Genomic DNA, 26,059 nt, shown 5'->3' with positions numbered 1-26,059 from the left:
ATCTATATCGTCGGCTTAATCGTGATCGTTCTGGCGATCCTTTCTTTTATTGGTCTTCGTTAGACCTCACCCTAAAGATCGCAGCCTTGATCTACAGCGGTGCTTTTTCTCTTCCTGGAATTTACTGTAAGGCAGGATCGGGATGGGGCTTGATGTTGAAGGAGATGGCAACCCGATCGTCGTCCGTCTGATTCGGCCGCACCGAGTGTTCGAACCAACCGGGAAAGATGACCATCAGCCCTTCTTCCGGCGGCAGGCAGCAGATCTCGGATTGCGAAGAGCGGTAGAAAGAACGAGAGTAGGTGCGCGCCAGTATCGGATCCCGGAAGCAGATACTACCGGCCTTCTGATTGTCGTCGGGCACTTTGGCGTAGTAGACCCCGCTGAACCAAGCGTTGGGGTGATTGTGGACACTGTTGGCATGGCCGCGGTTATTGATTACCGACCACATGCCGACGATATAGCTCTCATCGATCGGGCCTCCCGGATACCACTTGCCATCAAGGATCTGTGCATTGACCGTTGAGACAATGTGCGCCCTGAGCTGCTCGAAACCCGGGGTCCTGGCGATATCGTAGGTACGGAAACCGCCAAGATTTGACAGCCCCACCTTGTCGCCCCGACCGCTACTGATTTCTTCGTCACGAATCCGGTAGACCATTTTACACAGGTGGTCATTGTCTACCTGAGTGGTTTTGAAAATGAAAACCGGAATTGGGAACAATTCCATGAGATGCATTTTATCATTCATGGGAAAACCTTTAACCGCGAGCGCCTCTGGACAACCTCAGTATGAACACTCAACAACCGTTTGTGACTGAGTCCCCAGCCCCTCGACAGACAGCTCAACCTTATCACCGGCCTGCAAATACACCGGCGGTGCCTGGCCCAGGCCCACGCCCGGCGGGGTACCGGTAGAGATGATATCCCCCGGCTGCAAACTCATAAACTGACTTAAATAGGAAACCAGATGCGCGGGACCAAAGACCATATTACGGGTACTGGAATTTTGCCAGGTCTTGTCGTTGACCTTCAGCCACAATGACAGCGCAAGCGGGTCTTTTACCTCATCGCGGGTTACCAAATAAGGACCGATAGGGCCAAAGGTATCGCACCCCTTCCCTTTATCCCACTGGCCGCCGCGCTCCAACTGGAAGCTGCGTTCGGAGACATCGTGTACCACACAGTAACCGGCGATATACTTCTCGGCGTCCTGTTCGCTGACGTATCTGGCCTCCTGCCCAATCACAATACCCAGTTCCACTTCCCAGTCGAGCTTTTCTGATCCGCGCGGTTTGATAATGGCATCGTTGGGGCCGCAAATGGCACTGGTGGCTTTCATAAACACAACCGGCTCTTTGGGCACGTCTGCGCCGGTTTCTTCGCAATGGTCCACATAGTTGAGGCCGATGCAGATAAATTTACCCACATGCCCAACACAGGGGCCGATACGCTCACTGGCGTCGATGAGGGGCAGCGTTGACATATCGCAGTCACGAATTCTTTTGAGCCCCATATCCGTCAGGATATCACCGGAAATATCATCCACCAACGATGACAGGTCGCGAATAGCCCCCGCCTCATCGACAATCCCCGGACGCTCGGCGCCAGGTTGACCCACGCGTACTAATTTCATAGTCAATCCTTAAGTTCAATGAACACTAATTACTCCAGCCACCGTCAATCACATTGATGGTGCCGGTGGTAAAGGCACTGTCGTCCGAGGCGAGATACAGGGCCAGGCGTGCAATTTCTTCCGCGCTCCCCATACGCCCCATGGGTTGACGCGCCACAAACGCCTTGTAAGCGGCGTCAAAATCGCCGGTGTCATACAGGCGCTGCTCCAACGAGGGCGTGCGAACCGTGCCCGGGCAAATCGCGTTGACGCGAACACCATCACCGATAAAGTCGGCCGCCACAGCCTTGGTCAAGCCGATGACCGCCGCCTTGGTCATTCCGTAGGCGCAGCGATTGGGCGCACCTTTGATGGAGCTGGCCACTGACGACATATTAACAATAGAACCACCACCATTGGCAACCATTGCCGGTAAAAAAGCACGGATGGTGCGGTACATCGAGTTGATATTGATATCAATGGAGCGCTGCCACTCCTCCTCGCTGCAATCAAGAATAGTGCCCGAGTGTACATAACCGGCGCAATTAAACAGAATGTCTACCGCCCCGACCTCTTCGGCCAACTGATTGACGGCCTGCCTGTCGGTCACATCCAGAACGGCCGTTTCACACGCCAGATCTTTAAGTGCCTTCGCATTGATGTCGGTGGCGATAACCCGGGCACCTTCGGCAATAAAGAGCTCGGCAGTTGCACGGCCAATACCCTGGCCAGCAGCGGTCACAAAAGCGGTTTTATGGTTGAGTCTGGACATAGATCACGCTTGCCTCACAGGTAAACAGCCGGGCCCTATCGGCTCGAACGATTTATAAGTAAGAACGAATTCCTGGTGGCCCAGGTTTTCTGACACGCTGCGCGCACCTGAGGCCACGGCCAGCACCTGAGCATAAATTTCATCGCCCACCTCGTCGAGGGTTGCCTCACCGGTGAGAATTCTCCCCGCGTTGACATCCATATCGTCACTCAAACGCTGATAGGTTTCCGGGTTGGCGCAGACTTTTATCACTGGCGAAACCGCTGAACCTACCACCGAGCCACGCCCGGTGGTAAACAGCACCACATGGCAACCGGAGGCAATCATCTCCACAATCTCGGCATTGTCAGAAATATTGGGAAAGCCAAAACGCGGCTCGCCATCGGGCACCACATCCAGCAGATACAAGCCACCGCGGGGCGGCACATCGCCGGGTTTTATCAGGCCGCTGATCGGCGACGCGCCGGATTTGGAATAAGCCCCCATGGATTTTTCTTCGAGCGTGGTCAGACCGCCATCGGCATTGCCCGGTGCAAAACTGCCAAAACCCATGATCCGGTAGTAATTTTCGGCCTTGGCCACGCACGCCTGAATCAATTCGCCCAGTTCCGGCGTTACCGCACGCTCGGCCATGATATTTTCACAGCCGATCAGCTCGCCGGTTTCTTCAAACATGCAGGCGACATTCGCGGCCACCAACCGATCAAAGCAGCGGCCCACCGCCGGGTTGGCAGTAATGCCACTGGTGCCGTCGCTGCCGCCACAGATGGTGCCCACAACCAACTCCTCCAGCGCCATCGCCACCGGTTGCTGCTTATCCAGCACCGTCTTCATGGCGCCGACTTTCTGGATACCCGCAGCGATGGTGGCCGCGGTGCCGCCGGTCTGCTGGATGACCAACAACTCCGCCGGGCGGCCACTGTCCGCAACCACGGCCAGCAGGCTGTCCCGGTCCATACTCTCGCAGCCGAGCGATACCAGCAACACCGCGCCGACGTTGGGGTGTGTACACACCGCGCGCATCATGTCGCTGGCATAGTCGTTCGGGTAGCAACCGGGGAAGCCAATCAGATGAACATCCAGATCGTCAAAATGATTCACAATGCGGCGGCTGACGTGGTGAGCACATTCCACCAGATAGGCCACTACCACGACATTGCGAATCCCCTTGCGGCCATCGCTACGCGGGTAACCTTTAAGTGCAGAGGCTGGTTCCGACACGGTTATCGCTCCTGTTCGCTGTGATGAGCGCTGCCTTTGTTGCGCACGTGGCTCGGCAGGTAATCGCTTTGCATATTGTGACTGTGCACCCATTCGCCCTTGTGCGCGGCCGCTGTGAGCGATCCGATGGGCGCGCCGTATTTGATGATTTTCTCGCCCGCGCTTATCGGCTGCCGAGCCAGCTTATGGCCCACCGCAATACCCTGCGCGATGACACAAGGTTCACCGTCAATAGTGACCTCCGCGCCGGCTGACAACGAAGCTACCGCGACCAGCACATTGTCCTCGGGGTGCAGCAAAATCAGTGAGCGCGTCGCGGCCGTTTTTTCACCGGTGTTTGACATAAGCGGCTGTTTATCATTATCAGAGTCGCACCGGTAAGGGTGCGATGGTTTCAATTAAGCCCTGCTCTTGCAGCGCCTGCCAAAATGCAGAGGGAATAGGTGTCTGCAACCACCGTCTGGCGTGCGCCAACTCGTCGGCGCTGGCGAAACCAGCAATGACCGACACCACCGCCGGGTGCGCCAACGGAAACTGTAACGCCGCCGCTGGCAGGGGCACACTAAAGCTGTCGCACACGGTTTCAATGGCGCGCACACGATCAATCACAGCCGCAGGGGCAGGTTCGTAGTCATAGTAAAAGGGACCATCGCCCTTGACGCCGCGGGCCAGAATACCTGAGTTGTAAGGGCCGCCCACCACCACAGACACGCCGGCACGCTGGCAGTGTGGCAACAACCGATGACAGGCGCCCTGCTCCAGCAAGGTATAGCGACCCGCCAACAGCAACACATCCAACTGCAGCTCATTGAGGGCGCGTTCGCACACGGCGGTTTCGTTCACACCAAGGCCAATGGCGTCGATGGCGCCCGTGCGCTTGAGTTCCAGCAGCGCGCGATAACCGCCCTCGCAAAACTGCTGCCAGTAGAATTCATGGTCACCGGCGTGGGTCAACTCACCCAGGTCGTGCGTATAGAGAATGTTAATGCGCCGCCCGAGGCGGGCCCGGCTCTCCTCATGGGAGCGCATCACCCCGTCGTAGCTGTAATCAAACACGGGGGTTAAGTCGGGGGCGTCGGCAAAACCAAAACGCAGCGCCGCCCGCTCGTGGGCACCGATGGGCTCAAGACGCCGCCCCACCTTGGAGGAGACAATCACCGGGCCATCACCCAGCGCCGCACCGAGACGCTGCTCACTGAGACCAAAGCCGTAGTGCGGGGCTGTATCAAAATAGGTAATGCCCGCTGCCACGGCGGCTTCAATCGCGGCGGTGGCCTCCCCATCGCTCAGGGCACGGTAAAGATTCCCCACGGGCGCCGCCCCAAACCCGAGTGCGGGCAGGCGCGCAAGCAGCGGATGACTCGGCGGTGTGTCTAAGGGCATAACACTGTCACAATCATTTTATAATTAAAAATATAATTAGTAGTAAAAACCAAATTCAGGAGCGCGTCAAGCCTTCAAAAAAATGCCCGCCAGAGGCGGGCAAGGATCAGCAGGATTCGACACCACTCAATGGGTACTCTGAACGCTCAGTTCGGCGGATATTTTGCGTGTTGCCGCGAGCAGGTGTTCCAATGCCTCCTCCATCGAGCAGCCGTGAAGATGGTGGCTGACAAAGGGCACCGTGAGTGTGGCCAGCGCGCCATTGGCACCGATGATGGGAACCGACAGGTCCGTCACGCCCTGAGTAAAGTCGCTGGGCTTCTGCACATACCCGCGGTGCTCAACCTCTTCTGCGCGTGCGACAAAGTCCTCGATATCAGCTTCACTCACCCCCGAGGCGCGCAGCTTATCCAGCATAAGCTGGCGCTGCCCCGCATCCCGGTGGGCAAACAGATTCAGCCCCGAGGCGGAGGCAATGATGGGTTTTCTATGGCCTATGCGGACTGAAAACCCCACATCGCCGGGGCTCTCCATCCGCGCGATCACAACAATCTGATCGCCCGAGGCCACCACCAGATGGCAGGACTGACCGATACGTTGGGTCAACGCCGACATCACCGGCAGGGCAATCTCCAGCATGGTCTTGGTGGGTCCGCGAGACATACCCAGAGTAAACAGCTTGTTGCTCAGGGTATAACCGTCGCGCTCGTCCTCAACGGGCTCGATATAGCCCCGGTACTCCAGCGCCAGTACCATGCGAAACAACTCGCTTACCGAGCGCCCGAGGCGACTGGCAATCTGGGAGGTGGTCAGTGGCTCGCGCGCCTCGGCCAGCAACTCCAGGATATCCAGTCCCTTTTCCAGAGCGGGCGCCTTGTATTTACGCGTATCCTCTTCGCCCTCGGCCTTCTTGACGGTTTCATTCATACCCAATTACTCATATTCATTCGATGTCTCAGTGGCGCCATTTTACCTGTGAAAACAAACCATGGCGAAGGTCAATGATTGACCACCCGGTACGCCCGCTCGGCTGCATGACAGAATACATCCGCGACCTGCAGTGGGCAGATCTCTTCCACCGCCTGCCAACAGTAAGACAACCAGCGGCTGTAGTCTCCCGCCAGATTCAGCACCGGCCAGTCACTCCCCCACAGCACCCGCTCCGGCCCAAAAGCCCCCAGCAGGTGACGGATATACGGCAGCATTGACTCCCAGGGTTGATCGGGAGACATTTCGGTCGCCAGCCCCGAGAGCTTGCAGTACACATTGGGGCAAGCGGCAAGCTCCGCCAGTGGCCGCTCCCAGCTTTCACCTTCGCGGCGGGCAATATCCGGCTTGGCGGCGTGATCCAGTACAATACGCAGGTCCGGCTGCCGAGCCGCCAGCGTGTGGATAAACGGCAGATGGCGGCTGTACACCAACGCATCCAGCACCAGCCCGTGCTCGGCCATGGTCGCCAATGCCTCGGGCCGAGCGGCGGTCAGTATCCAGTCGTCCGCATCCAGGCCCTGCAACATGGGCCGCAGCCCCACCAGTTTTGGGTCCCGGGCCAATCGCGCAATGTCGGCAACTGCGCTTTCAGCCGATAAATCGACCCAACCCACAACCCCCAGAATATGCCGATGCTGTCGAGCCAGATCCAGCAGAAAATGGGTGTCCTCAAGCGCCGGCTGAGACTGCACCAGGATTGAGCCGGTAACGGCAGAGCCCTCAGCCTCGGCCAAAAAATCGGCCGGCATAAAATCCCGATAGATGGCCTCAAGCTCCGGCGTGGGCCACTGGCAGGCGTGCTTGCCCAACTGCCAACAATGCTGATGGGCGTCGAGAATGGCCACGCTCATACGCTCCCCGTGCGGCGAGAGCGCAGGCTGGCGCGGGCGAAAAAGGCTATCACCACAAAGCACACCATAGGCACCAGCACCGCAATATTGATACGGCTGAGATCCGACACCAGCCCCATCATGGCGGTCACGACCGCACCGCCAATAATGGCCATAATCAAAAACGCCGAGCCGGACTTGGCCAACGGCCCCAGGCCCTTGATCCCCAGCGCAAAAATCGTCGGGAACATCAGCGACATAAAGAAGCTGGTCGACACCAGGGCCAGCATCCCGACCATGTTGGGCAGGGCCACCGCCACCAAACACAAGCCCACGTTAGCGAGGGCGTATACCAGCATCAGGCGCGCCGGCTCGACTTTGCTCATCAACGCCGTGGCAATAAAGCGCCCCACCATAAAGGCCACCAGAGACCAGAACAGGTAGTTGGCCAGATCCCTGTCGGGGGTGCCCGCCGGCAATGCACTCTGGCCATAACGGATCATATAGCTCCAGATACACACCTGGGCACCCACGTAGACAAACTGGGCGATCACGGCAAACATGTAATAGCGCCGCTTCATCAATACCTTGAAGTCCGCCAGACGAAAACTGTGCTCGGTATCCTCATGGCCACTGGCCACGGCGGGAAATTTCACCAGAAACACTGCCAGGGTCCAGAACAGCACAATCACCGCAATGGCCAGATAGGGCCCCATCACCGCCTGCACCTCGGCCGTGTAATACGCAGCCTGCTCCACCTCCGTCATCAGGGCGAACTGCTCGGGCACATGTTCCTCCCCCGAGAGAATGAACTCTCGCCCAATCAGCACACCGGAGATGGCGCCAAAGGAGTTGAAAGACTGGGCAAAATTGAGGCGCCGTTCGGCGGTCTCGGGGCTGCCCATCGCCACAATCAGCGGGTTGGCGGAGGTTTCCAGAAAGGCGAGACCGCTGGCAATCACAAACAGCGCCAGCAAAAAATACACATACTGCTCGGCCATCGCAGCGGGGTAGAACAGAAAGGCGCCCGTACCGTAGAGCAGCAGCCCCACAATCACCGCCGCCTTGTAGCCAAAGCGCTTCATGGCGAGGGCGGCCGGAATTGCCAGCAGGAAATAACCCATGTAAAACGCCGATTGCACCAGCCCCGAGGCAAAGTCGGTCAGGTCAAAGGCTCGCCGGAACTGGGGAATCAGGATATCGTTGAGATTATTGGCGACGCCCCACATAAAAAACAGGCTGACAATCAAAAACAGGGGCAGCCAGAGCGTCAGCGCTTTTGAAGACGTCGTAGTGGTCATAAAGCCTCACAGATTTTCGGGCACAGCAAGTGCCCCATTTATTATTCGTCTCTGTATACCACAGCTTGGGTTTACATGTAAAATCCAGTTTATATGTAAACCAGGTTCCGCCTCCGCCCGGAGACGCTTGTTCGCTTTTCGCTTTCTCCAAGTACAGTAGGCGCCAAGCGTTACGCCCAGGCAATCATACATCCAGATGAGCGGTATATCGCTGCGGTTTTGATCGATGAACGAGAAGGTCTGCCTACCAGGCGAGGGGTGGAAAAGCCGCCTTTATGCCTGGCTGGACTCCGGATGGCAACTACTGGTATATTCATAAAGATCGCACTGAGGCCAGGCCCCCTCTCCTAGCTGGCCAGACTACTTAGCACCATCAACGGGCGGGAAATCGGGAAGTGCGCTTTCCACGGTTTAGGATACTAAGCTTCATCCACAGTTAGAAGCTCGGCTGATAGTAATGACCACCCCGATTTTCAATCTGAATGATATCGTACTGATACTGACCATTGTCTTTAGTCTGGCACTGGCGCTATTCCAGCCCATCATCCCGGGCAACACCAAAGTGACCAAAGCGATGCTGGCGGTGTTCTTCATCAGCCTCTGCCTGAGCAATACCGGGGTCATGCTTATCTGGAATGAGTACATCGACCTGTCGCCGACGGTACTGGCCGCGATCCCCTACTTTTATGCCACGGCCTTGCTGATCAAAGGGCCGGCACTCAACCTTTACGTTCGCAGCATTACCGAGAACGGGTTCAAACTTCGACCCTCGCATGCCACCTGCCTACTACCGATCCCCGTCGTGCTCTCAGTCATTGCCGCATTTCAGATCGATACTGACGATATGCGCATGAGCACTTTCGCAATGGACCGAAACCTGCTCATTGCGGTTGACTTTGTTTGGTACGCGATCAAGATTGTGCCACTGGCTTACTTTATCGCAGCCACGGTCAGAGCCTTTCGTTATCATCAGCGCTTGAAGCAGCAGCAGTCGGACTGGGACCACGTCGCCATGAACTGGCTGTATTTTTTGACCATCGGCTTTGTAGTGACGGGCGTCTGGACCATCGCTGTAAGCATTCTAGGCTACTTGTACCGCCTTCCTCTGGGAATCACGGACAACTATTTCAGCTTCATTCTGCTGATGGCATTGTTCTACTACAGCATTTCCCACGCCCAGAAGCTGGTACCCGCTCACGAAGAAACCGACACCAAGCCAGCGGAAGAGAAGCCGTTGGACACTATTATCGCCAAGATTTATCAGGGCATAGAAAGTGAGAAGCTCTACCTCAATCATGCACTCAATATTGAGCAGTTTGCGGGACACGTCGGCCTGGGCCCGAGAGAGGTGTCTTACGCCATTAACAAATCGTTTGGCACAAACTTCTTTGAGTTCATCAATTATTATCGGGTGGAAGAAGCCAAGCGTCTGCTCGCCAGTAAAGCGCATCAACAGCTGACCATTATGGATATTTTGCTCGAGGCGGGCTTTAACAGTAAATCGTCATTTCAACGCTTCTTCAAGCGCCTGACCGGCATGTCTCCCACCGAATTCAGGACTCTGCCTGACGAGCATCAACAAGTGCTTATTGCGGGGGACAAGAACACACCCCCCTTATAAACCCCTGACTAGAGCAATCCCGCCTCGGCCAGAATCGTTTTTGCGGGGCCAAGATGGGCATCGTAGCGCTGCCACTGCCCTACCGATGACTGAGAAATGGGCCGCCTGACCTGAACAGAACTGGCGGTCGCCACCGGGTTGGTATTGTGCTCTATTCGCACGCATTCCGGCTGCCAGTCCAGTTCCAGAAATTCCATCAATGCCCGGGATTCGACTTCAGGGTTGGCGACCAACTGCTCATAGTCCACGCGGTAAAAGTTCTCGGGTATAACCCCTTCCCACAAACGCACCAGTTCTTTGAATCCAACACAGTAGCGGGCGCAGTCCTCCAAATCGAGAGAATACCCATAGGTCAAATCGTGAAAGCTGAACAGCTGTCGAAAGTTGCTGACCAAAGTATCGAGGGGGTCGCGATCCAGGCAGACGATTTTGGCTTTGGGTAGCGCCTGGGCTATAAAGCCGGCGTTCAGAACGTTCAGGGGCAACTTGTCCACCAACAACTCCCGATCCCCTTGTAGGTGGCGAGTACTATCGACATAGGCCCGGCCCAACGCGTGGACATCAAGCTGAGTGGCCGCCGCGATGAGCGACGGGTCAAGCAAGGATTCCACTCGACTGCCCAGCAGCTGTTTGATCAACAGCCCAACATTAGGCAATTCACCCGCCGTGGCCACCCGAGTATGATTGGAGATGATCCGCTCTACCAGCGTGGTGCCCGAGCGAGGCATCCCGACCACAAACACCGGGCCCCTCGCGCTATAGCCACGCGCGCGGCCCAACCCTTGCGCAAACTGGGTTTGCAGAGCCGAGAACATGGCTTGATCCTGCTCGAAGTGATACCCCAGCTGCGCCCGTTTGGACCGTTTGCCTTCTCTCAGAGCGGAAAAAGATTCATCAAACTGTCCCAGAGCCTCAAGCTCCTTGGACAACGCATGGGACAGGTGCAGCACCTCATCGACGCGGTCAGCCTGAGCGATCAAGGACTGCAAGCGAGCGACATGGTTGTCCGCCTGAGTAACGCCCCCCAAGCTGGTCAGAGCCGCGTGGGCCTTGGCGTAATCGGGCTTGAGCGCGATGGCTTTTTCGTAAGCCTCTCGGGCTTTCTCAAAGTCGCCGCAAAATTTCAGGGTGGAGCCGAGGTTGAAATAGACCGCCGGATTGTTCTGCTCCAGCGTGGTGGCTTTCTCAAAAAAGACCGACGCCTCCCGATACATACCCAACCGGTTGTAAACCACACCCAGAGTATCGTAGGTCGACGCATTGTGGGGGCTCATGGTTTCCAGGCGTTGGGCCAGCGTCAGAGCATTCGAGAAGTCACCCTTAAGCGCATAGGCCCGCGCCAGGAACACGCCGTACTCAACGTTCTCTGGCTCCAGGCGCAAGGCGCTGGTCAGCATTTTGATTTCCTGATCGTAGTTTCGAAAGTCATGGGCGATGCGCGCCAATAGAAAGTAGGCGTAGCTCTGCCCGGCATCAAGACTCAGCAACTGCGTCAAACCGTTGTACGCGGCTTCATGGTTCCCCGCCGCCATGGCCTGGGTTGACTCTTGATACAGCACGGCTATGCGCTCAGACATCGACTTTACCTGTTGTGACTTTCACTGACTCAGAAAAGGCTATCAAAATTCCCGCCGGGCAACCAGCCCAGAACTGGTTGCCACCCAACGCCAAGGGCATTGACGCTACCGAAGCCGAGAAGTCTTCACTGAACGCGAGTGGAGCGGCTCATCTGGTCGCCGACTCGGCTACGCAGCAGCACCTCGGCTCCTTGCTCGGGCGAATTCAGGCGAATGGTGCCCTCATACTCTCGCCAGCTCGAGCCCTCATCCAGGCTGTACTCGATGACCAGACCCGGCATCGAGGTATTGGCCTTCAGTGTGCCATCTTCAATCACGCCACCGGGAGGCGGGAGGTAAAAGTCGACCCCCATACCTGCCAACTTCGGCAGCTCTTTGGTGGCCAGTGTCGAGGCGAACTCAACCCAATCGGCATGGCGCGCCTCGGTGCTCGAGCCCGACTCCCAATCAGCTTTGAACCACGCGCGTTCCGCCAATGCCAGTAACCGCGGGTAGACCATCTGCTCCAGCTGCTCCGGCGTGCGGATCGTCTCGGTCCAAACCTGCCCCTGAATGCCCTGAATGTTCTCACGGGCATTCAGCTCCGGCAGCGGCCGCCCGACCATGGCCTCCAGGTTGTCAATTCTCGTTCCGTTGAACGCCTTGTTCGCATTGGCGTAGAGGTCATCGGGCAGGAAACCAAAGACCTTGGCCACGTCCGTGTAACGGGCAGCCCAGTAATAGCCCCGTTCATGCGGATTGGCTTCGTGCGGATGATCAAAATACAAATGCGTCGCCGGAGAAAGAATGACTTCATAACCGGCGTTCGCGAGCCGATGAGCCCGATCGGCGAGACCGGATTCCCAAATGGTGTCCCAGGCGTTAGCCATAATCCGCTCATTGGCAAATTCGCGCCTGTTGAAGGGGTTTCTCGGGTCATACATCAACCCGTCTTCCCAGGCGACCATCGCCAGACCGCGTGCGCGTGTAATGTCCGCTACCCGACTGACAAAGTAGGGTTTAAGGTCCGCCGTGCCCGCTACGCCATTGTCCGGCGTATCGATCAATGCCTGGCAGGCGGGCGAACCTGCCCAGGAGCCCTTACCCACCTCGTCGCCACCCATATGGAACGTGCTCAGGGTTGATCCGGCGTCGCGGTACATGGCCTGGAGTTCATAGACCACTTTTTCTACGAACGCATAGGTAGACGGCAGACAGACATCGATGGAGTTGTCGCTGTAGCTCTGTACCGTCAGATACTCCGAGGTATCATTGGGGTCGGTGAGCAGGAATTGCTCCGCCGCTGCGGTATCGCCACTGTCCTTCAAACTGCGATAGCGAGCTTCCATGGCTTTGATCGCCGCGCGCGAGTGGCCGGGCATATCAATTTCGGGCACCACTTCTACATGGTGTAGCGCCGCAAACTGCAAAATTTCGATAAAGTCAGACCGGCTGTAATAGCCGTTGCCCGAACCGCTTCTATGAGGACCGCTACCCAGTTGAGTAAGCAAGCACTCATCTTCGGTTCTTGAGAAGCAACGAAAGCCCCCCACGTCGGTTAACTCGGGAAGGCCCGGGATCTCAATGCGCCAGCCTTCGTCGTCTGTGAGGTGGAGGTGCAATTTGTTGAGTTTGTAACGACCCATCTGCTCAATCAGGCGCAGCGTCACCTCTTTGCCGTGAAAGTTGCGCGCCATGTCGTAGTGCATGCCCCGCCATGAGAACCGAGGCGCATCGGCAACCTCCATTCTACGCAGGTCATAGCTCTCGGCTTGCTCTGCCGGCAAAAGACCCAACAAGGTCTGGATGCCATAATACGCACCAGCAGCGTCCGCTCCCACGATACGGATAGACCGGGCCTCAATGCTGAATTGGTAGGATTCCGGCTGCTCCAACGCGGAATCAATCTGGATATGGATGGTTCTTCCGGAGGACTCAATATGATCCGGCTCAGCATCTAGCGCCAAGCCATGGTAGCGTTTCAGCTGAGACTGAAGATAGCCACCCTCGTTGGCAAGACCTCCGGCATGACGAATCGCCCAGTTCCCATCGAGCGTCGTTATGCCACGGCGGTAGCTCATGTTCATCGGTTTGGGCACAACCCGGGACGCTGAGCCGGCGTCCATGTTTGACGCGGCGAGCTTTTGGTTACTACTGAACCGGGTTTGGGCCGTTTGCACCGCAAACTGGTCCGAAGGGAAACGAAGCGTCTGCTCCTCGCTGCTAAAAGCGTCGACAAAAAGTGTCTGGTCTTCGGTATCGGTGTTCTCAAACACTCTGGCGGCTGCGCCCTCTTGGGCAATAAAGGCCCGGGGCATCATCTCACTGTAGCTGACCATATGTCCGCGAGCCGTAAAGGTAAGCGCAAAGGTTTCACCTTTCTCTATACCGGGAAATTCATCGGTAGGCGCCAGTTCATACAGGTCCCCCTGCAAATGCGAAATGGTTATTCCCGGAAGATCCCGGGAGAGTATTCTGCGCACAAAGTGCACATAGATACGCCAGTCAGACTCCCCTTCCGGCAACGCGGTTTGCGATTGGTTAATGATACTTAAACGGGTTTCGAATGCCTCACCCTGAGGAAGAAAGTTGCTCTCCACGCCGAACCGAAGCTCCGCGCCCTGCGCAAAATCATCCAGCTCTGACTGCGAGAGCGAGGGGCTTGAAGCCAGGCCGGAAAAGCTGGCAAGCATCAAGCCAATCGCTACCATAATCTGACAACGGATTGTGTTCATTGTAATTTCCTGTATCTGCACCCACGTCAGATCTCTACAAACGAAGGGGCGAAGTAATGTAAGCCGCAAAAAAGCGCCCGAAAAAAGCCCAACATACGTTGGGCAAGGGGATTTCTGCTCTTAACCGATGGCGGCTTATAGGCTGGCGCGAATACCAAACGTGTATAGCGCCCCAGTATCTTCATAGCCGATAAACTGGTTCTTCTGTCGACCGTAGCGATTGACGGTTTCCCCAGTAATGTTGCTGCCGTCCAGGAAAATGGTGAACCGATCACCGATATCATAACTGGTGCTGATATCCACGGCTCCGTAGGAGTTGTAGTTCACCGGCTCGTTGCTTGGGCCATTAAAGATCCGCCCCATGAAGGGAGTTCGGTGATTGTAGGAAACGCGGAACTGGAAGCCGTCATTGCCATAAAAGACACTTAAGTTCCCGGTATCGCTGATTCCCGGAAGCGCAAAGGTACTGGTAACATCACCGGACTGGAGCACAGCGTTGCTGTCGACAAAGGTGTAGTTACCCGACACACCAAAACCATTATCGAACATGTGGATAAGGTTCAGTTCAGCACCTTCAATAACAGCGGACTCACTGTTCTGAGGACGAGTCACAAAGAATTCCTGCCACTCAGGATCATCCACCTCAATATTCGGGAATATTTCGGTTTCACCTCTGGAGACAATGAAATTGCTGATGTCTTTTTTGAACAGTGACAAAGCCATAAGATTGGACTGGCCGTAGTAGTACTCGAACGACAGGTCTAAATTATTCGAGGTAAAAGGCAGCAAGTTCGGGTTGCTACCGTAAGCGGTTCGGGTGGTCCGCGTGGTAGTAACATAATGCATCGACGGCGCCAAACCAGAAAGCGTGGGACGTGTCAGGGTTTTGCTTGCCGAGGCTCGAATAATAAAGTCATTGGTAACATCCAGCTTGGCGCTGATGGAAGGCAACCAATTGTCGTAACGATTATCCAGTGCAACCAGCGAGCCCGCCTCTTCGGCGAAATGCTGTATCAAGTTAGGCATCGGAGGCTCGCCCGGTTCCTGAGCTTCGGGCGTCAGCGCAACCAGAACCTGCGAGGTACCGGAAGAAGTCACTTCGGTTTCGGTATAGCGCACACCGGCCGAAACGTTTAACGGTCTATCAAACAGGTAGGTGTCTTTACTTCCGTTGACGTAGAACGACAACACGTCTTCCTGAATGTTGTAAGAGTCGTTCGATCTGACCGCATCAAAGCTGTTATTGTTGGCTTCGAATGCCTCTCTGGAGGCAATGCCACCGGCAGTTTCTGCCTGATCCCGGTTGTCAACATTGTCGGTCATCCACTGTCGGTAAGCGACCGGATCAATCAGATAAACATCGCCATTCAAGCCGCCAAACACATCACCGGGCCGTGATACGCCGGTTATGATGCTGTCGTGATCAATGGGTGTATTTCGACCAAAGCTGTGGTACATACGGCGAATTTCGGCGGGCGTCTGCCAATACTCCGTGGTCTTTTCGGCTGAGGTAAAATTAGCACCGAAATCCAGCTGGGTGATCCAATCATTCATCGGCACCCAGGAGAAGTCCAGCTTTGCTTCCCGGTTTTCGGCCTTGTTGTAAATGCCGTCATTGGACGTTTGACGCCCGCGGAGATCATCCAGATTGGCGCTACCCATCTCGGGTATAATGCCACTCTCATCCTCGTAGTCCACCGAGGGAATTCCGCCCTTGGAGGTCACGATGTAACCCGGTTTGTTGAGCATTTCCAGAATATACATGCGATCGCGGCCACGGTTATCCAACAGCGCCGAGGATTGGGACAGATCTGCCGTCATGGTCAGCTCATGGGAAATATCCCAAACAGCGTTCAACCCGCCAACGGTCGTTTCGGTCGGTCTCTCAGTCGTGGTCAGCGCGTGACCATAGCCAGTGATATCGTAGCCTTCTTCATAGCCGTGGCTGATCACTTCATAGAAGTTATTCTCATCAATCTCGTTCACGTCAGACAGCGTCGGAGCCCAGAGGTAGGAACCGGTCCAGTGCCGCTCGGTGGAAGTATCATATCTGGAGTGAATCACATCGGCGGTAAACACCAGGTTGTCAGTAGCCTGGAACTGGCCCACAAGGTTGCCGCCGACACGCTTTCTGGTTTCGGTGGTAATACCTCGCCACAGCGCCTGAATCCGCCAGGTGTCTTCCTCCAGGCCGTCACCCGAGTAGGCGTAGCCGCCCGCCCAACCCTGGGAGGGGTCGGTAAACGTCAGGAAAGGTTCGACATTGGTATTCAGGATGTGCTCATTGTCGACCGTGCGCTTCTCGGTGGAGCGTTCCTGGTAGGTCAATGAGGCCAGTAGCCCGAACCGGCCATCATCAAAGGTATTGCTCATCAGGATTGACCCCTGAGGACTGACATCACCGCTGTTCTCTTCGTACATGCCACGGACGTTACCCACCAGGTGCAGCCCTTCATAGTCGAACGGGCGCGCGGTAATGATGTTAACGGTACCACCCAGACCACCTTCTTTCAGCCCGGCATTGCTGGTTTTGAACACATCCACCGCACTCACCAGCTCTGAGGCCAGGGTGTCGAAGCTGAATGCCCGCTCTTCATTCTCGGTAGCCGCGGAGCGGCCGTTGATCAGAACCGAGGAGAAGTCCGGCCCCAAGCCCCGAATGCTCACGAAACGGCCTTCACCCCCCGCTCGGTCGATGGCCACGCCGGGAACCCGTTGTAGGGAGTCGGCAATGTTATTGTCGGGAAACTTACCGAAGTCTTCGGCCGTGATGCTGTCAGAAATCAAGTCGGACTGCCTTTTCCGGTCCAGACTGCGGTCGAGACTGGCTCTATAACCGGTGACAACCACTTCTTCCAGCGCGACCGGGTCATCACCGTTCTGCGCCATTGCAGCTCCCGCAATCAGCGGTGAGGTGACGGCGGTACATATCGCGAGGGATAACTTTGTTTTGGTAAACATCTATTTAGTCCTGTGTGGGCTTCTTGGTAAGCAGCTTACTGTTGACCTGGCGCTTTCGATACAAAAAAGTTCTCGACCTGTGTCGGCCGCCCGACTCGGACGGACCAGCGCCCCAAAACCGCTGAACTGGTCGAACCCCAGGCAAACAGCTGCTCGTTTTCAGTTAGGGCCACGGCTTTCAGCTACTAGAGTTACACCCTCACCCGAGCGGCATCGACTCACTTTCCCGAATACCCGAAAATGAGTCGATTCAGTTTGAACCACAAAAGTGAACCTCAGCTAACCTATTGATTAAAATGGCTTTTTCTGCCCCGTATATTATCTCCAAAGCAGGCGACTTTCCTTTGTATCTCTGTTGCTACGGGCGGGAATTCGGAGATTGGGGCCTTATCAATCAGCTAAAGCGAAGACGAAAAGCGCGGCAGGAAAGCCACCATTGACAGTGAATGGCAGAGCGACTCGTCACAGGCCGATGCCAACTTCAGTCGCATCGGCGCATCCCCAGCCAGACTGGCCACGAGTGTGCGGATATGTTCCCTACGATAGGCCGGAGCTCGGACTGACGTCAGTGCGGTGTCAAACATACTGCACTTGTCGGTGATCAACGCTCCTTAGCTTAGCTTCTCTCGTGGAAAGAGCGTAGTCCTCCGCGACATCCCTACAATATATCTAATAAATCAAAGAGTTATAGGTTGTGATCAGTTTAGTGCGAAAAATGACCCGAGCCACTTTGAGCATTCGGCTAAAGTGAGTCGACCCGTTTCCGATCCGGTGCCAGCATGAATTCACGCTGACCGGGTAACCCAATGCGGGAGAGCCCGGACGGTACTGTTAATAGTGGTATGGCACATACCTTCACAACGTCCGGTAGGGCTCTGGAGACATCTAAAAATGAATCATTCTGGCAAGTTTCTACTAAGTCTAATTCTCGCCCCGAGCATGGTGCTCATGGGGTGTGGCAGTGACTCGGCAAGCGATGACAACAACATCGGTTCTTCGAGCTCGAGTGAAAGCTCCAATGAGAGTTCGAGTTCGAGCGAAAGCTCGGATGAGAGTTCAAGCTTCAGTTCGAGCGAGAGTTCGGATGAGAGTTCGAGCAGCTCCTCCTCAGAGAGTGGCGAGAGCGTGTTCATGTTGTATGACAATAGCGCCGCTACGCTCCTACTCGCGGACGGTGTCGAGAATATCCTTGTCGCTGAAGCCTCGGCTGAGATTGGCGGCAGCTTCGTGCACGAGCCACTAGATATCAATGATGGTGAAGACACAGTATGGGATATTCAGCTTCACGCCCCCAGCAATGCCTACCTAACGACCGGTGATATGAGTGAATACGACGGCGTGGAAAACGGCATCAAGTTCACCAATATGGCCGAATCTGGTGCACTCGAGTTCGAGTTGAGAGTTCTAGTGGTTGAAGAGGCCACCGAACTGCTGATCAGGATGGACAGTGGCTGGCCAAACGCGAGCATGCTCCCACTTGAGCTGCCGGAAACCGGTCAGTGGACCTCCATTTCCATTCCACTTGCTGACTTGCAGCCAAATGGCGCCAATGAAGTGAATTTCGATGAGGTTATCAACCCCTTTGTGATACAGGCCTCTGCTGGCATGGCGCATGTGCAATTGAACGATATCCGTATTACCTGCCCAGAAGAGGCGGAATGCAGTGTCGATCCGGTACCGTCTAACGAAGCGCTCACTGACAACCTCTATATATTTGAGGACGCAGTCGATCCCACGTGGGATGACGGCGTGCTGTTCTACAACTCCCCTGAAAGCGGCGAGCATAGTTTCAGCGTCGTGGCAGATTCCGACGATGCCGACAACGATGTCCTTCAAATTGAGTTTGGTCCGGACGGCAACTGGAACTCCACCATGTATATCCGCTCAAGCACCCCAAAAGATCTGAGTGCATTTGCTGACGGACATGTTGTCTTCGATATCAAAGTTGTCAATGCCGGCTCCAATACCGGCGCGTTTGTGATGAAAGCGGAAGGCGGTGGCGAGAACCCTGGCGCAGACCATGACCTGACGGTGGCGACAGACGGTGCGTGGGAAACCAAAACCATTGCGATCTCAGAATTAGGAATACTGGATATGACCGCAGTGGACGTTCCCTTTAGCCTTTGGCCGGCTGCTGGAACACAAGGTGGTGTGGTCTTCCAGCTCGACAACATCCGTTGGGAACTGGCCGAATAAACCTACATCCTGCGATTTGAAGAAATCCGAAACCGCCCTGATCGGGCGGTTTTTTTTGAGATTCTTTCACTAAACAGCCATTCCGCTACAGATATCACAGCCGCAACAGGCAACATTCAGCCCTTCGAGCGTGATTCTTCGCGGGGCCGTTGACGTGATAGCGAGGTTCACTATGAAAACGATTTTATTGTATCTAATCGTGACGACTTCACTTATTTCCTGCGGTGGATCATCCGGTGACAATGAGCAGACAGATGCAAGCTCTTCAAGCTCCTCATTCACTTCATCCAGCTCATCTTCGAGTTCATCCAGCTCCTCCGACGCGAATAGCATTATCCCCGCCGTGTCTGGACTTTACGTGTTCCCGGGGCTCCGCCGGGTTGATGGGTTGCTGGGAAACGCTGATAAAGAGCAAATCTTTCTGGATTTCATCCGGGACAATGGATTCAACTATCTGATCATGTACGATCTGAACAGACTTTCCGCAACCTCTGTCGAAGCCGATCAACTAGCCTCATTGATAGCCCGAGCAAAATCCGATTACGGCGTTCATCAAGTGGGCGCGGCACTGGGTAGTGCGGCAGAAGCTGACGTTGTTGTGGCTTACAATAACGCCCGAAGCCATGGCGAAAGAATTGATGTGTTAAATGTCGAATATGAGTTCTGGAACCAGCCCAATCGTGCCAGTGCCTTCGATCGTACACTCGATATGCTAGAAACATTTGAAACAGCGGCCCTCGAACACGATCTGGAAACAGAAATCTATATCGGCTGGGTCACCGAGCAAGAGGCCGTCCAGCTCGCACATGCGGCTGATCGCATCCTGGTGCATTTTTACCGCCAAACGGATGTCAATATCATCAACTACGGTCTTGAACGCTTGGAGTACCTGGCTGGCGCGAACAGCGATGTCCGTATAGCGCCCATTTTTTCCAACGAGGGACCAGAAAATACCAACGATTTACCCTTTATGGGCGATTGGCTGGAAACGCACCCCAATGAACAGGCGTTCCGCACCTGGGCGACGGGCTACCACGCGCTGGATGCTGAGTGGAAGGAAAGTCTTGATCTTATGGGTTCGGTCTGGTTTATCTATGACAAGTTTCTGGATGTCAACGTGGATGCACCCAACCACATCACATCGCATCCGACAGACCAGGTTGCTTGTATGGGCGACACGGTGAGCTTTAGTGTCGCCAGCTACTCCTCTGCACCTCGTTACTATTGGATGAAGGATGGAAACACCCTAAGCAACGAAGACAAGTGGTCCGGCACTGATACCGCCACGTTAACCGTGTCCGATATCGATAGCAGCGATGCCGGTGGCTACTATGCCAGGGTAATCAGCACTGACGCCGACAACCCGGCGAGTTTCGCCTCTGAAGAGGCAAGATTGGTCGTGGATAGCGATTGCGGCGGCTAGTTCAACGGCCCTGACTATCGATAAGCGAGCCACGGATGGCTAGCCAGGATTTCAGATACGCCAAAAGTACATGTCATAAAGGATGTCCCATACACCCCAAAAATAGGCAAGAAACAGCGCCACACCGAGAATGAAGAACAGAGGCGCCATAACAGTGGAGACTTTGCTCAAGGGCGCAACCTCCAAATAACAGAGCTCCGGAGCACGCGGACAGACCACCGCATTCACGGTATCCCCTGGCCGATACTTCTTCACCAGCTTGCTCTCGTAATCATACGAAGGAAACATGTCATAACCCCTAAGTGCAGGAGTCTTCCCTTCGTACTCCTTGCCTAGAAAGGTGTACTTGTAATGGATCATAGCTTCCAGAACATTCCTGTTATCGAGATCCATGTGATTCAGGAGCTTGGAGAAGGTAATCACGGCCGCGACTTTTGGCCAACGTTCAGACTTTCTCCTCAAGCCTAGATAGACAATCGTCTGAAGCAGACCCGTGATGGCCAAAAGCAAAGGTAGACCGATTTGAAGAATAATCTTAAACATGGGCTCCAACCATCATCCAAGTTCGTGCGCATGCGCAGATTTAAAAGTAAGAACGCCGAGTTCAGCACTGAAACTCCGCTCGCCGTCAACCACCAATTTCAATGTACTCAAACGTCCCGCCTCCGTCCAGAAACTCCTTCTCCAGTTCAATCCACGTCTCCTCAGATCTCAGCCTACGGTGCAACTCAGGGTCATCGCACATCTTTTCGGTCAAAAACTCACGCCAAGGATCAACATATATTATTTCAGGCATCTCCATCAATTCAAAGGTGAAGTTCTGAAAACTTCGCACACCCCACTGCACCTCGTAGTATTCCCACTGCATCCTGAGTGTCGCCAGGGTTGCCAGAACACAGACAAGTGAAACAGAGCATATGAATGTACAGATCCATCTATCGGAATAGCCACCAATATGTGCAACCACCACCTCTACCAACGCCCAGATTCCGAATAGGGAAAAGACAAGCACGAATGCGGTGAAGGGGTTAATCCTTAACTGGTCGGGCGCCAACCAAAAATCTTCCAACAACGTACAGCTTGTCGTTACAACTGTGTACATCAAAATTAGCTGATAGAGGAAGAAGATAACCACCAACAGTGACATCAACAGCCAAGCGTTACTTGCATCAGCGGGGCACGCAGAGACTTGAACCTGTCTAATGGCTTCGGCGTCTTTTGGTTCAGATTTTCGCAACATATCCTTATCCGTTATGCGCCATTCTTCGCAAGCACAAATTCGAATTCTACCTTGAAGTCATCAAAACACTGCTTGCAGACCCAATGATAGCCGTCATCACACGTATAACCTTCTGCCTCGGTTTCGTTCGACGCGCCCGTTTCTGAGAACTTGACCCAACAAAAGCTGCAATGATCATGATCCCAGTTAGCACTGTATCTCCGGTAAGACTGGAGGGTAAACTCCTTGCGCGCTAGGTATTTATCCTGACCTTGGAGTCGCCAATCCTTTTCCATATATAACTCTCACGTTGCCGGCTCGTGTGCATAACGACGCCAGCACGCGCGGCTTTGTAGTGAAGGCGAAGCCGCAACGAAAAAGCCGTCGCTGTGGATGGCCTTGTTATGATATGGGATAGATTCAAATTCCATATGGCCCATACTCCTCAAGGAGAGCATTTGATATACCATATTTCTCTCGCCACCCTTTTTCGAGTATCGAGAAACACAGTTCCACATTTTCGAATAAGTTTATGACGCAAACCATGCCGTATGAAGGAAGGCGAGAAAAACAGTAATGTATTGTGCCGTCGTTAACCGACTTCCATGGCCCTTTCATCATGGCTGTTTCCAGCTCAGACTGTAGCTCATCAGTTGCTTGAGGATGAAATAGGCTGATTTCATATTTTTCCACCAGCGGAACGCCATACTGTTGAAAGAAAAGCCCTTTAGCGATTCTGGCTACTCCCGCCACAAACTGCTTCGCTTTATCTGGAGGCAACTTGAAGATGCCAGCTTCCCGGCGCCCTTGCGCTGTATCGATCACCTCAAAGCGGGTATGTTCGTCGAACATCTTCTTTAGTTTGTGATTATTTTCTAGCGTGCGAGACACGCTCTTCTCAATCTCGCTTTTCCAGGGGGCAGTAGCCATAGGACCAACAATTACTTTTACAACTTCATCGATAAGATTCTGAGAGTTGTTACACGGCGCACAGGCCCAAACGGTATTTAGATTTCCTAGACTCGACCTAATTGATGAAGGATATAATCCTTTTTGAGGCAAATGATCCTTAGTGAGCTCTGCTTCCTCGCCACACAATTGGCAATTTCCAGTTTTCCTTTTCATCCATCACGCCTCATGATTCACCGGTGTGTTGCTCTCACAACGCCCGGCTCACCAGCGCCCAAACCGGAGAGATTTTTGTGGTAAAGTGTAGCTCAGCGAAACCCACAAAAAGCGCGTAGGTTTGGGCGTCTGCGTGGAGCCGTTTGTTAGGGCTCCCGAATTCATATACTAAGTGCGACAACCTACAAAATAAGAGAGGCAAGCTGTAGTATCAGTCTTTTTTCACTCCCGCCAAGAAGTTGAAAAAGCCTATGAGATACCAACAGCTTACCTCAGAGGAAAGGGTAGTCCTTTCCACACTGAAATTACAAGGCCTATCCATGCAAAAGATTGCTGAGAAAATGGGGCGGCACCGAAGCACTCTATATCGAGAGCTGGATCGCAACCGCTGCTTTCACATTGACGGGGCCTACCGACCCAGTAAGGCTCAGCGCCGCACAGTCGCCAGGAGGCGACGTTCAAGGCGAAACAGTCACTACTCTGACGACGACTTCAAAGTGGTTCGAAAGCTACTTAGGAAGAAGTACAGTCCCGAGCAGATTACGGGCTATCTTCGTCGCTTGAAGCAGCCTTGCTTCTCCCATGAAACAATCTACCTGTATATCTGGCGCGATAAAGCCAACGGCGGTAACCTTTGGACACATCTTCGTCAATCTCCCAAAATTCGTCGCAAACGCTACAAAGCCTACGACAGCAGGGGTCGGCTGGCTGACAAGCGTCACATTACGGAGCGGCCTAAAACAGTTGAAGCTCGTCGCTACAAGGGCCACTGGGAAATCGACACCGTCATGGGTAAAGGGTCAACCGACTGTATTGTCACCTTAGTAGAGCGTAAAACCGGATTCCTCATGATTGGGAAGCTTCAAGATCGATCTACTCGCTCCTTAAATAAAAAGACAAAGCGGTTGATCAGTCGAGATCCCTTGCTTTTCAAGACAATCACTGCCGACAACGGCACCGAGTTTCATCAGTACAAGAACATTGAGGCGCACAGCGCGGTCAAGTTCTACTTTGCGAACCCCTACCACTCATGGGAAAGGGGAAGTAACGAAAATGCCAATGGACTGATTCGCCAATATATACCTAAAGGCACCTCCATGGAGAACTTGACTCAACAGCAATGCGATCATATTGCCAATGAGTTGAACTCTCGGCCACGAAAGCGCCATCAATATCATTCACCTTCGGAGCTGTACTATGCTTAGCTACTTCTGTCGCGGTTCAAAGTTGACACTAAGGCTTTAGGCAAAATTTTTGAATACATGATCTAGCTTTGTAACAATTCGTGCTTTTGGTATGTATCCGTCTCTGTTTAGCAGGCTTGCGAAATGCTTCTCACATACGACAACATCACAATAGCAGCTAGCAACGCCTATCCCTCCCCAATCCTCTAGATCACTCTTCTTTGGCTTATATTGCTCATTTTTAAGCACCTGGCGATGCAAATGTATATCCAGCTTTCGAGTCGGCATTGACATCAAAAATTCTTTATGTTGCTCCTTACTAAACTTTTCCATTATTGAAACACTTAAAGAATGCTTTTGAAACACTCGATTCAGTGGGTCTATTATATCGACCATAGATATTGCATGTAACCAATCGTCCCATTTTGATTTATCGAGCTGATATTTCTTTTCGTTAATTTGAGAAAGATGGTTAAAAAAGTTATTTCGATGGGAATCCAGATTAACTGATCCTACGGGATCAATATCGAACATTTCCGAACCCGTTAAAATTGATTTATTCACTAATGCTTTGAATATTTTTAGTAATTCAGACTGAAATTCGACTCCAAATGCAAACTCAACCCCCTCACCGATAAGTTGTTCCGGCCTTGGTGTTATATCAATTCCTAACTTTCTAAGAGCGACCTCAATTTCTCTTTCAACAATACTCTGATACGGTGCAAATGTTTTATCTTTCGAAATTTTCCACATTAACTCACCTAGGCGCTTTCGTCGCCCTACATCTCCGATTCTCGAAAACTCAATAAAATGAGTTGACGCTAATGGAAATATACATTTCGACTTCGAAGCCGCCAAAAACTCACCTAGAATATTTTTGTCACGAACTGTTGTGTCTAAACCATTAGCAATTCTAGCTAATTCAATCCATTTATTCTGGTCAAGGTATACAATCATGTTGTGCCCTAACGTCGCAAACAGCGGCCGAGCGTAGCGAGGTCCAGCACCAGCTTGCTGGTTCGATGCTGATTTGCTTTGTTACGTATTGTCATATTTTAACGTGCCCAAGCATTTCTATTGCCCGATACTCCTCGGGGGCCTCATCGAGCTTTTCTAAATCAATGCCCGATAGGAGCATTGCTGCCTTATAGGCATCCAAAATAACCTCATGCATACGATCAAGATCTTCGAGCATAATGGCTCGACCATCGTCAGCTTCCGCTCCAAGCCGAAAATTGTGCTCTCTATAGAACGAGTGAGATAGCCTATTTCGTTCCGTTAGAGCGGCGGCGAGCAAGTCTTCCAGTTTATCGAGTGAAGCCACTTTGTTCTTTGCATTCTTAATCAATCGCCCTAGTGTGTATCTATCGATTTTTCTATACATACTATTTGCGATTTCTGAATTTGGTGCATCAATTAGGTCAGCGCTCACTGCCTCTTCATAGATAAGCAGCGTTCCAAGCTCCGTATCAAGGAGTTGGGCTGCTTCTGCAACGAAGCCAAACTTGCAGTACACGTCTTCTACTGTGGGCATAAGACTCAGCCTGATACGTAACGCCAAGCTTTGGGGCGGCTGGAGCGGAGCGTAAGCCGTCCCAGCCGCGATAGCGGCGACAACAGCGCCTTGTTAAGTGGCTTTAGCCAGATTGATAGGATACTCAACTTGCTCTCCTAAGAATGTACTAAAAACCGCCTGATTTAGATGATCGTATGCCTCGCGTGCCACACAAAATTCAGAAAGCAAATCGCTAAGATCATCTGACCAGTCTATTTGGGCCTCTGCATTCGGACACTTCCGAGCCTCTGCCCAGAATTGCTGCACACCTTTATCGGACTCTACCTGAATTTCAAAGGAAGCAAGGACGGCATCTTCTTGGCTTTTCAATACCGGCAGTATATTTCGGATTCTCAACATGAGGCGGCCACT

The 26,059-nt window shown here is 53.6% G+C and carries 23 protein-coding genes; 4 read left to right on the top strand and 19 right to left on the bottom strand.

Features of this window, described 5'->3' with window-relative positions:
* Positions 1 to 121: 121 nt before the first annotated feature.
* From DKW72_RS00115 to fucP, 9 genes are all read right to left on the bottom strand, one after another.
* Positions 122 to 751, bottom strand: coding sequence for a 2OG-Fe(II) oxygenase family protein (locus DKW72_RS00115; protein WP_111640297.1), 630 nt, complete (start codon positions 749 to 751; stop codon positions 122 to 124).
* Positions 752 to 787: 36 nt separating this feature from the next.
* Complete coding sequence (locus DKW72_RS00110; protein WP_111640296.1) at positions 788 to 1,636, bottom strand: fumarylacetoacetate hydrolase family protein; 849 nt, start codon at positions 1,634 to 1,636, stop codon at positions 788 to 790.
* 25 nt (positions 1,637 to 1,661) lie between these two features.
* Entirely contained in the window at positions 1,662 to 2,387 is a 726-nt protein-coding gene (locus DKW72_RS00105) for an SDR family oxidoreductase (RefSeq protein WP_111640295.1), read from the bottom strand.
* A 3-nt stretch (positions 2,388 to 2,390) separates the two neighbouring features.
* A complete protein-coding gene (locus tag DKW72_RS00100) occupies positions 2,391 to 3,608 on the bottom strand; it encodes a UxaA family hydrolase (protein ID WP_232522257.1) in 1,218 nt (405 codons plus the stop codon).
* A 2-nt stretch (positions 3,609 to 3,610) separates the two neighbouring features.
* On the bottom strand, positions 3,611 to 3,952 hold the full coding sequence (locus DKW72_RS00095) for a UxaA family hydrolase (protein WP_111640293.1): 342 nt from the start codon (positions 3,950 to 3,952) through the stop codon (positions 3,611 to 3,613).
* 19 nt (positions 3,953 to 3,971) lie between these two features.
* Complete coding sequence (locus tag DKW72_RS00090) at positions 3,972 to 4,991, bottom strand: aldo/keto reductase (RefSeq protein ID WP_111640292.1); 1,020 nt, start codon at positions 4,989 to 4,991, stop codon at positions 3,972 to 3,974.
* A gap of 126 nt (positions 4,992 to 5,117) precedes the next feature.
* Entirely contained in the window at positions 5,118 to 5,918 is an 801-nt protein-coding gene (locus DKW72_RS00085; RefSeq protein ID WP_111640291.1) for an IclR family transcriptional regulator, read from the bottom strand.
* A gap of 71 nt (positions 5,919 to 5,989) precedes the next feature.
* Positions 5,990 to 6,832 (bottom strand): amidohydrolase family protein, encoded by an 843-nt coding sequence (locus DKW72_RS00080; protein WP_111640290.1) that lies wholly within the window; start codon positions 6,830 to 6,832, stop codon positions 5,990 to 5,992.
* Positions 6,829 to 8,112 (bottom strand): L-fucose:H+ symporter permease, encoded by a 1,284-nt coding sequence (gene fucP / locus DKW72_RS00075; protein ID WP_111640289.1) that lies wholly within the window; start codon positions 8,110 to 8,112, stop codon positions 6,829 to 6,831. The genes DKW72_RS00080 and fucP overlap by 4 nt, the downstream gene beginning before the upstream one ends.
* A 457-nt stretch (positions 8,113 to 8,569) precedes the next feature.
* Here fucP and DKW72_RS00070 point away from each other — a divergent pair, with 457 nt between their 5' ends.
* Positions 8,570 to 9,733 carry a helix-turn-helix domain-containing protein gene (locus DKW72_RS00070; protein WP_111640288.1) on the top strand — a complete coding sequence of 388 codons (1,164 nt, stop codon included), beginning with the start codon at positions 8,570 to 8,572 and terminating at the stop codon, positions 9,731 to 9,733.
* An 8-nt stretch (positions 9,734 to 9,741) separates the two neighbouring features.
* On the opposite strand, the gene DKW72_RS00065 is transcribed toward DKW72_RS00070, so the two are convergent.
* From DKW72_RS00065 to DKW72_RS16285, 4 genes are all read right to left on the bottom strand, one after another.
* Positions 9,742 to 11,310 (bottom strand): tetratricopeptide repeat-containing sulfotransferase family protein, encoded by a 1,569-nt coding sequence (locus DKW72_RS00065; protein ID WP_111640287.1) that lies wholly within the window; start codon positions 11,308 to 11,310, stop codon positions 9,742 to 9,744.
* Between the two features lie 125 nt (positions 11,311 to 11,435).
* A complete protein-coding gene (locus tag DKW72_RS00060) occupies positions 11,436 to 14,024 on the bottom strand; it encodes a family 20 glycosylhydrolase (RefSeq protein WP_232522256.1) in 2,589 nt (862 codons plus the stop codon).
* 135 nt (positions 14,025 to 14,159) lie between these two features.
* Positions 14,160 to 16,913: a TonB-dependent receptor gene (locus DKW72_RS00055; RefSeq protein ID WP_157960341.1), complete on the bottom strand. Its 2,754-nt coding sequence runs from the start codon at positions 16,911 to 16,913 to the stop codon at positions 14,160 to 14,162.
* 968 nt (positions 16,914 to 17,881) lie between these two features.
* Complete coding sequence (locus DKW72_RS16285) at positions 17,882 to 18,118, bottom strand: hypothetical protein (RefSeq protein ID WP_157960340.1); 237 nt, start codon at positions 18,116 to 18,118, stop codon at positions 17,882 to 17,884.
* Between DKW72_RS16285 and DKW72_RS16280 the strand changes: the two genes are divergently transcribed.
* Together DKW72_RS16280 and DKW72_RS00040 are read left to right on the top strand one after the other, a co-directional pair.
* Positions 18,117 to 19,181, top strand: coding sequence for a putative glycoside hydrolase (locus DKW72_RS16280; RefSeq protein WP_157960339.1), 1,065 nt, complete (start codon positions 18,117 to 18,119; stop codon positions 19,179 to 19,181). The genes DKW72_RS16285 and DKW72_RS16280 overlap by 2 nt on opposite strands.
* Positions 19,182 to 19,353: 172 nt before the next feature.
* Positions 19,354 to 20,604 (top strand): immunoglobulin domain-containing protein, encoded by a 1,251-nt coding sequence (locus DKW72_RS00040; RefSeq protein WP_157960338.1) that lies wholly within the window; start codon positions 19,354 to 19,356, stop codon positions 20,602 to 20,604.
* A gap of 51 nt (positions 20,605 to 20,655) precedes the next feature.
* On the opposite strand, the gene DKW72_RS00035 is transcribed toward DKW72_RS00040, so the two are convergent.
* The 3 genes from DKW72_RS00035 to DKW72_RS00025 all read right to left on the bottom strand — a co-directional run bounded on the left by DKW72_RS00035 (position 20,656) and on the right by DKW72_RS00025 (position 22,948).
* Entirely contained in the window at positions 20,656 to 21,147 is a 492-nt protein-coding gene (locus DKW72_RS00035) for a DUF3592 domain-containing protein (protein WP_111640283.1), read from the bottom strand.
* Between the two features lie 85 nt (positions 21,148 to 21,232).
* Positions 21,233 to 21,844 carry a hypothetical protein gene (locus tag DKW72_RS00030; RefSeq protein WP_111640282.1) on the bottom strand — a complete coding sequence of 204 codons (612 nt, stop codon included), beginning with the start codon at positions 21,842 to 21,844 and terminating at the stop codon, positions 21,233 to 21,235.
* A gap of 399 nt (positions 21,845 to 22,243) precedes the next feature.
* Positions 22,244 to 22,948, bottom strand: a complete 705-nt coding sequence (locus tag DKW72_RS00025) for a hypothetical protein (protein WP_157960337.1) — start codon at positions 22,946 to 22,948, stop codon at positions 22,244 to 22,246.
* A 251-nt stretch (positions 22,949 to 23,199) separates the two neighbouring features.
* On the opposite strand from DKW72_RS00025, the gene DKW72_RS00020 reads away from it, so the two are divergent.
* The gene (locus DKW72_RS00020) at positions 23,200 to 24,153 is read left to right on the top strand and encodes an IS30 family transposase (protein WP_111640280.1); all 954 of its coding nucleotides are present in this window, start codon (positions 23,200 to 23,202) and stop codon (positions 24,151 to 24,153) included.
* Between the two features lie 36 nt (positions 24,154 to 24,189).
* Here DKW72_RS00020 and DKW72_RS00015 read toward each other — a convergent pair whose 3' ends face one another.
* The 3 genes from DKW72_RS00015 to DKW72_RS00005 form a co-directional block, all read right to left on the bottom strand.
* Positions 24,190 to 25,089 (bottom strand): hypothetical protein, encoded by a 900-nt coding sequence (locus tag DKW72_RS00015; protein WP_157960336.1) that lies wholly within the window; start codon positions 25,087 to 25,089, stop codon positions 24,190 to 24,192.
* A gap of 91 nt (positions 25,090 to 25,180) precedes the next feature.
* Positions 25,181 to 25,666, bottom strand: coding sequence for a hypothetical protein (locus tag DKW72_RS00010; protein ID WP_111640278.1), 486 nt, complete (start codon positions 25,664 to 25,666; stop codon positions 25,181 to 25,183).
* Between the two features lie 93 nt (positions 25,667 to 25,759).
* The coding region (locus tag DKW72_RS00005; protein ID WP_232522255.1) for a hypothetical protein at positions 25,760 to 26,059 on the bottom strand (300 nt) is incomplete at its 5' end.

This window comes from Marinimicrobium alkaliphilum (assembly GCF_003259155.1).
Lineage (GTDB): Bacteria > Pseudomonadota > Gammaproteobacteria > Pseudomonadales > Cellvibrionaceae > Marinimicrobium_A > Marinimicrobium_A alkaliphilum.
Note: the sequence above shows the minus strand (reverse complement) of the source record. Positions and strands in the feature narration are given on the sequence as shown.

Excerpts from the sequence above, each read along its gene's own strand:
- DKW72_RS00115 (WP_111640297.1), bottom strand. The coding sequence starts at position 751 with ATGAATGATAAAATGCATCTCATGGAATTGTTCCCAATTCCGGTTTTC.
- DKW72_RS00110 (WP_111640296.1), bottom strand. The coding sequence starts at position 1,636 with ATGAAATTAGTACGCGTGGGTCAACCTGGCGCCGAGCGTCCGGGGATT.
- DKW72_RS00105 (WP_111640295.1), bottom strand. The coding sequence starts at position 2,387 with ATGTCCAGACTCAACCATAAAACCGCTTTTGTGACCGCTGCTGGCCAG.
- DKW72_RS00095 (WP_111640293.1), bottom strand. The coding sequence starts at position 3,952 with ATGTCAAACACCGGTGAAAAAACGGCCGCGACGCGCTCACTGATTTTG.
- DKW72_RS00090 (WP_111640292.1), bottom strand. The coding sequence starts at position 4,991 with ATGCCCTTAGACACACCGCCGAGTCATCCGCTGCTTGCGCGCCTGCCC.
- DKW72_RS00085 (WP_111640291.1), bottom strand. The coding sequence starts at position 5,918 with ATGAATGAAACCGTCAAGAAGGCCGAGGGCGAAGAGGATACGCGTAAA.
- DKW72_RS00080 (WP_111640290.1), bottom strand. The coding sequence starts at position 6,832 with ATGAGCGTGGCCATTCTCGACGCCCATCAGCATTGTTGGCAGTTGGGC.
- fucP (WP_111640289.1), bottom strand. The coding sequence starts at position 8,112 with ATGACCACTACGACGTCTTCAAAAGCGCTGACGCTCTGGCTGCCCCTG.
- DKW72_RS00070 (WP_111640288.1), top strand. The coding sequence starts at position 8,570 with ATGACCACCCCGATTTTCAATCTGAATGATATCGTACTGATACTGACC.
- DKW72_RS00065 (WP_111640287.1), bottom strand. The coding sequence starts at position 11,310 with ATGTCTGAGCGCATAGCCGTGCTGTATCAAGAGTCAACCCAGGCCATG.
- DKW72_RS00060 (WP_232522256.1), bottom strand. The coding sequence starts at position 14,024 with ATGAACACAATCCGTTGTCAGATTATGGTAGCGATTGGCTTGATGCTT.
- DKW72_RS00055 (WP_157960341.1), bottom strand. The coding sequence starts at position 16,913 with ATGGCGCAGAACGGTGATGACCCGGTCGCGCTGGAAGAAGTGGTTGTC.
- DKW72_RS16280 (WP_157960339.1), top strand. The coding sequence starts at position 18,117 with ATGTTGTATGACAATAGCGCCGCTACGCTCCTACTCGCGGACGGTGTC.
- DKW72_RS16285 (WP_157960340.1), bottom strand. The coding sequence starts at position 18,118 with ATGAACACGCTCTCGCCACTCTCTGAGGAGGAGCTGCTCGAACTCTCA.
- DKW72_RS00040 (WP_157960338.1), top strand. The coding sequence starts at position 19,354 with ATGAAAACGATTTTATTGTATCTAATCGTGACGACTTCACTTATTTCC.
- DKW72_RS00035 (WP_111640283.1), bottom strand. The coding sequence starts at position 21,147 with ATGTTTAAGATTATTCTTCAAATCGGTCTACCTTTGCTTTTGGCCATC.
- DKW72_RS00030 (WP_111640282.1), bottom strand. The coding sequence starts at position 21,844 with ATGTTGCGAAAATCTGAACCAAAAGACGCCGAAGCCATTAGACAGGTT.
- DKW72_RS00025 (WP_157960337.1), bottom strand. The coding sequence starts at position 22,948 with ATGAAAAGGAAAACTGGAAATTGCCAATTGTGTGGCGAGGAAGCAGAG.
- DKW72_RS00020 (WP_111640280.1), top strand. The coding sequence starts at position 23,200 with ATGAGATACCAACAGCTTACCTCAGAGGAAAGGGTAGTCCTTTCCACA.
- DKW72_RS00015 (WP_157960336.1), bottom strand. The coding sequence starts at position 25,089 with ATGATTGTATACCTTGACCAGAATAAATGGATTGAATTAGCTAGAATT.
- DKW72_RS00010 (WP_111640278.1), bottom strand. The coding sequence starts at position 25,666 with ATGCCCACAGTAGAAGACGTGTACTGCAAGTTTGGCTTCGTTGCAGAA.